Annotated in this window: 9 protein-coding genes; 7 read left to right on the plus strand and 2 right to left on the minus strand. The window is 34.0% G+C overall.

Features of this window, described 5'->3' with window-relative positions; all coding sequences use genetic code 11:
• The first annotated feature begins 204 nt into the window (after positions 1 to 204).
• Together QHH19_06735 and QHH19_06740 are read left to right on the plus strand one after the other, a co-directional pair.
• Complete coding sequence (locus tag QHH19_06735) at positions 205 to 528, plus strand: DUF167 domain-containing protein (protein MDH7518019.1); 324 nt, start codon at positions 205 to 207, stop codon at positions 526 to 528.
• Positions 518 to 910 (plus strand): topoisomerase, encoded by a 393-nt coding sequence (locus QHH19_06740; GenBank protein MDH7518020.1) that lies wholly within the window; start codon positions 518 to 520, stop codon positions 908 to 910. Before QHH19_06735 ends, QHH19_06740 begins: the two co-directional genes overlap by 11 nt.
• 62 nt (positions 911 to 972) lie before the next feature.
• Here the strand turns inward: QHH19_06740 and QHH19_06745 are convergent, their stop codons facing one another.
• Positions 973 to 1,380 carry a winged helix-turn-helix domain-containing protein gene (locus QHH19_06745; GenBank protein ID MDH7518021.1) on the minus strand — a complete coding sequence of 136 codons (408 nt, stop codon included), beginning with the start codon at positions 1,378 to 1,380 and terminating at the stop codon, positions 973 to 975.
• Between the two features lie 248 nt (positions 1,381 to 1,628).
• Positions 1,629 to 2,012, minus strand: coding sequence for a winged helix-turn-helix domain-containing protein (locus QHH19_06750; GenBank protein MDH7518022.1), 384 nt, complete (start codon positions 2,010 to 2,012; stop codon positions 1,629 to 1,631).
• Positions 2,013 to 2,194: 182 nt separating this feature from the next.
• Here QHH19_06750 and QHH19_06755 point away from each other — a divergent pair, with 182 nt between their 5' ends.
• The 5 genes from QHH19_06755 to QHH19_06775 all read left to right on the plus strand — a co-directional run bounded on the left by QHH19_06755 (position 2,195) and on the right by QHH19_06775 (position 4,461).
• Complete coding sequence (locus QHH19_06755; GenBank protein MDH7518023.1) at positions 2,195 to 2,365, plus strand: hypothetical protein; 171 nt, start codon at positions 2,195 to 2,197, stop codon at positions 2,363 to 2,365.
• 138 nt (positions 2,366 to 2,503) lie between these two features.
• Complete coding sequence (locus QHH19_06760) at positions 2,504 to 3,013, plus strand: NYN domain-containing protein (GenBank protein MDH7518024.1); 510 nt, start codon at positions 2,504 to 2,506, stop codon at positions 3,011 to 3,013.
• A 48-nt stretch (positions 3,014 to 3,061) separates the two neighbouring features.
• Entirely contained in the window at positions 3,062 to 3,331 is a 270-nt protein-coding gene (locus tag QHH19_06765) for a hypothetical protein (protein MDH7518025.1), read from the plus strand.
• 412 nt (positions 3,332 to 3,743) lie between these two features.
• The gene (locus tag QHH19_06770) at positions 3,744 to 4,148 is read left to right on the plus strand and encodes a hypothetical protein (protein MDH7518026.1); all 405 of its coding nucleotides are present in this window, start codon (positions 3,744 to 3,746) and stop codon (positions 4,146 to 4,148) included.
• On the plus strand, positions 4,081 to 4,461 hold the full coding sequence (locus QHH19_06775) for an SLC13 family permease (protein ID MDH7518027.1): 381 nt from the start codon (positions 4,081 to 4,083) through the stop codon (positions 4,459 to 4,461). Before QHH19_06770 ends, QHH19_06775 begins: the two co-directional genes overlap by 68 nt.
• The last annotated feature ends 11 nt before the right edge of the window (positions 4,462 to 4,472 follow it).

Below are 4,472 nucleotides of genomic sequence, written 5' to 3' on the forward strand. Positions count from 1 at the left end.
CCATGGGATGACATAGCTTATATGCTGCCTGAGAAATAGGGCAAGGTACTTGGAAATTATTTGTTGATGAAGGACATACCACTCCTGATGATGAATGATATATGTTAACATAGAAACAATATAAGGAGGAACAACAATTAACTTCGCAGCACCTAGGGCAAAAGAATATATTTATTTAAAACATATGGTAAAGCACCAATCAATATGAGCGAATTTAAAGATGCAATAAAAAGCCATAGTGATGGTGCTATTCTTAATCTTTTTGTAAAAACTAAGTCTAAAGATGTGGTTTTCCCTGCAGGTTATAACACATGGCGGAAATGTTTGGAGATAAAAGTCTGTTCTGAGGCTAAAGAAAACAGGGCAAACAAAGATGTGATTAAAGCCGTTGCAAAATATTTCAATAAACCTGTTACTAATGTATTTATAGTTTCAGGGGAGAAAAGCCGGGAAAAAACATTGCTTGTTAAGGGTGTTTCTGTTGATGATGTGAGTAGGAGATTAAGGGAGTCTTTAGATGGATTATAAAAAATCTTTTGAGGAAATTGAAAAAGTGTTATTGGAGTTGCAAGAGAAAAACAGGAGCGTACCCATTGTTGTTGAGGGTGATAAGGATGTCGCAGCTCTTCGTAAGCTAGATATCAAAGGCATTATACTTTGTACTAATACAGGAAAATCTCTATCTTATTTTTGTGATGTAATTGCTGAGCAATACAAAGAGATAATTATTCTAACTGACTGGGATTGGCGAGGGGGACGTCTTTGTTATACAATCAGGAAAAACCTAGAGGACAGGGTTACTTGTGATATAAGATACAGGGAGTTGTTTGCTAGACATGCTATGATTCGTACAGTAGAAGGTTTGCCATCTTGGATTGAGACAATGAAGAAAAAATTAAACAAAATTTAAGGAAAAAATATGTGTGTTATTTAAATTAAAAAAATAGAGGAGAGAAGTTTTTTATTTTAATTTTATTTTAAACAAATGGTAAACTCATGTTCGATTGGTTTTACATTCTTTACTTCTATTTTATTTTCTCTAGCTAACCATCCAAGCGCAGAATAAGCATCTTTAGGTTGGAGTTTGGTTAATTTAGCGATAGCAGATATATCTGCCTCTTTTTGTTTGGAAAGTACATTCCACACTTTACCAGCGTTTGTACCAATTTTACTTGTTAAGTTCGTTTGCCCGAGTCTATACATTGGGCCTTCTCTGCAGATTTTATTTTCTCTTGCAAGCCAGCCTACTGCAGCAAAAAACTCGTCTTCCTTAAGTTTTGCTGTCTTCATTATCTTTGTTTGTGTTAGAGCGCCCTGTGAATTAAGTACTTGCCAAACCTTTCCTGCGTTTAGACCAAATTCCTCTATTATGTTGTTCATGTAACCTCATCCTCAAAGGGGTATATACAATAAAAGAATATATATATATTTTGATTGCAGGGTACTTGGAAATTATTTGTTGATGAAGGACATGTCACTCCTGATGAATGATATATGTCAACATAGAAACAATATAAGGAGGAACAACAATTAACTTCGCAGCACCCTGATTGCAAACCAGAAATATAATTTAAACTGACAAATTAGCAATTAAGTTGGTTATTACGATATTTACAGTGATTAAAAGATTAGCGTTTTAGTTTTATCAAATTTTTTGATTCTATTTTATCTTCCCTAGCCAACCAACCAAGCGCAGAATAGGCATCTTTTTCATCAAGTCTAGCTAACTTTGCAATAGCAGAGATGTCGATTTCATTATTTTTCGCGAGGGTTTCCCACAATTTCCCAGCATTCACACCAATTTTCTCAGTTAGATTGGTTTCACCCAATTTGTAGAAAGAGCCGTTTTTGGAAATCTTGTTTTCTCTCGCAAGCCAACCAATTGCAGCATGAAGTTGATTCTCGTCAAGCATTGTACTGTTCATTAATCTAGATTCAGTAAGAGGTCCCTGTAAGTTAAGTACTTTCCATATTTTGCCTGCGTTTTGGCCAATTTCTTCAACTCCCTTCATATCCCCACCTTTTCAAATTCTCAAAAACAGTATACAATATAGTAGATATATATGTTGTGATTATAACACAAAAAGATTGCTACAAAAAGCTATACATATGATTATATACTAAGTAATTATTACGAAAAAACAAGACTCCCAAAAAATAGAGGGGGCCCGAAAAAATAAAAAGGAAGTATAAAATGGAAAGAAGAAATGATAGAAGGCAAAGGGGCTTTGATTCTCCTCGTGAAATGCATGATGTAACTTGTGCAGATTGCGGAAAAGAGACTCAAGTTCCGTTCAAACCCGATGGGAACAGACCGGTATACTGCCGTGAATGTTACCAGAAACACCGACCAAAAAGATTTTAAATTAAGGATCAATAGAAAAAACACCTTGTAAGAAGGGTTTTAGGTTTTTTCTTAATCCCTTTTTTCTTATTTTTTTATATAAGATTCTTAGTTTAAGCAATGTTTTTTTAAAGTAACAAATGTTATGAGGTAGATTATATGACAAAATCAAGGCATATAAATCAAAGAATAGGTGTATTTGTAGATGTACAAAACATGTATCACTCTGCAAAACAACTTTACAACAGCAAAGTAAATTTTAGAACAATATTAAAGGATGCTATAGCAGATAGAAAACTTATCAGGGCAATAGCGTATGTTATAAAAGCAGATGTAAAAGATGAGAATACATTCTATGATGCACTCATGGAGATGGGGTTCGAAGTAAGATCAAAAGACCTACAAATTTTCTATGGTGGCGCAAAAAAAGGAGACTGGGATGTGGGAATAGCTATGGATGTTATGAGATTAGCACCAAAACTAGACACAGTAGTACTAATTAGCGGAGATGGTGACTTCTCAGACCTTTTAGAACATGCAAAAAGTTTAGGTTGCAGAACCGAAGTAATAGCATTCGGTAAAACCACGTCACATAAACTGAGAGAAGTTACAGACTTCTTCCTCGATTTAGATAAAAACAAAAAATATCTGTTACCAAAAAAGAAATAAAAGCTTTAAATAACAAATATCCATGTTACATAGGAGCATCTGAATAGGATGAAAGACAAGATATTACAAGAAGCTATAGAATGGTACGAGAAAAATGGAAAAAACTCAGATGTTTACATAGATGATTTCATAGACTTAATATTCAACAGAACAACAGATGCTGTTTTAGAAGAGGTTAAAAACGAATTAAAAAACGAATTTGAAAAAGGTACATTAAAACATCCATTTGTAATATCAAGTGATTACTATCTCGAGCTTAAATTCAAAGAGATAAAAGAAAAATTCCTAAAAGATAGTATCAAAACAGATTCAGAATAAACGATAATATTTTTTAATCATTTTATATTCTGGGCCCCCGTGGGTTTCGGGAGCCCAAATTGTACCTCTACGTCGTTCAAATACGGATCACTTTTTCACCGATTCTCCTAAAATAGAGGCTATACCATTTAACAAAGATGTGTTTTAAATACATTACTGCAAATCGAACAAGGATTATAACATATCATTTTTCCATTTTTGACATTTTTACACGACATATTTATATAGAGTTAATGACAAATATTAACATGCCCAGAGAGGTGAAGGGGCATTTATTGCCCGCTGTCATTCAATCTGAGGCGGGAGAGATAGGAGATATATGGTATCTACCATTTATCTCTCCCAGGGGATGGCCTTATTTTAAAAAGTATATTAAAGATTTAATAACAATCACAAGATAACGGTAAAAATAATGGATGGGAAACTACTAGTAGAACTAATATTCCTAGCATCATGCATAATCACGATATATCTAATTCTAAGAAGACCCTATTTATATGTAAGACTAGGATTAAGAAGAGTAAAAATAGACACATATTTCCTAGGCGCACTACTAGGACCAATATTAATCATAATTTTTGGGATACTCAATTTCTCCCAAATTATAGAGGGGCTAGAAGGCGAAGGCGGTCTTAACCCATTTGGTATTTTGATACTATTTTTATCGATGGTTTTTATGAGTATCTTCCTTGATATAACAGGATTTTTTGAGTACTGCGCCAGATTAGCATTGAGATTTGCTGGTAACGATGGCAGAAAATTGTTTTTTTCTCTTTATATTACTGTATCTATACCTAACAATATTTACATCAAATGATATAATTATACTAACATTTACACCATTTATATACTATTTTACAAAAAACGCAGGAATAGACCCAAAACTATATCTCATCGCCGAATTCTTTGCAGCCAACACGTGGAGTATGATGCTCTATATAGGAAACCCAACAAATATATTACTTGCAGCAGCTTTTGACCTTCGTTTTGATGAATACTTCAAATGGATGTTCCTGCCAGCAATTGTCGCTGGTTTAGTAAACATGATTCTACTGTATCTTGTTTGTGACATCCTCTCCGCCATAAATGGCGGAGCTTCCTACGACGCATGGTTAGTAGTCGATGTATAGGAGTCCAAACT

The organism is Candidatus Thermoplasmatota archaeon, assembly GCA_029907305.1.
Lineage (GTDB): Archaea > Thermoplasmatota > E2 > DHVEG-1 > DHVEG-1 > JARYMC01.

What these genes read in the sequence shown, in the direction of transcription:
- QHH19_06760 (MDH7518024.1), top strand. Translation starts at nt 2,504, where the DNA reads ATGACAAAATCAAGGCATATAAATCAAAGAATAGGTGTATTTGTAGAT.
- QHH19_06745 (MDH7518021.1), bottom strand. Translation starts at nt 1,380, where the DNA reads ATGAACAACATAATAGAGGAATTTGGTCTAAACGCAGGAAAGGTTTGG.
- QHH19_06755 (MDH7518023.1), top strand. Translation starts at nt 2,195, where the DNA reads ATGGAAAGAAGAAATGATAGAAGGCAAAGGGGCTTTGATTCTCCTCGT.
- QHH19_06765 (MDH7518025.1), top strand. Translation starts at nt 3,062, where the DNA reads ATGAAAGACAAGATATTACAAGAAGCTATAGAATGGTACGAGAAAAAT.
- QHH19_06740 (MDH7518020.1), top strand. Translation starts at nt 518, where the DNA reads ATGGATTATAAAAAATCTTTTGAGGAAATTGAAAAAGTGTTATTGGAG.
- QHH19_06770 (MDH7518026.1), top strand. Translation starts at nt 3,744, where the DNA reads ATGGATGGGAAACTACTAGTAGAACTAATATTCCTAGCATCATGCATA.
- QHH19_06750 (MDH7518022.1), bottom strand. Translation starts at nt 2,012, where the DNA reads ATGAAGGGAGTTGAAGAAATTGGCCAAAACGCAGGCAAAATATGGAAA.
- QHH19_06775 (MDH7518027.1), top strand. Translation starts at nt 4,081, where the DNA reads ATGGCAGAAAATTGTTTTTTTCTCTTTATATTACTGTATCTATACCTA.
- QHH19_06735 (MDH7518019.1), top strand. Translation starts at nt 205, where the DNA reads ATGAGCGAATTTAAAGATGCAATAAAAAGCCATAGTGATGGTGCTATT.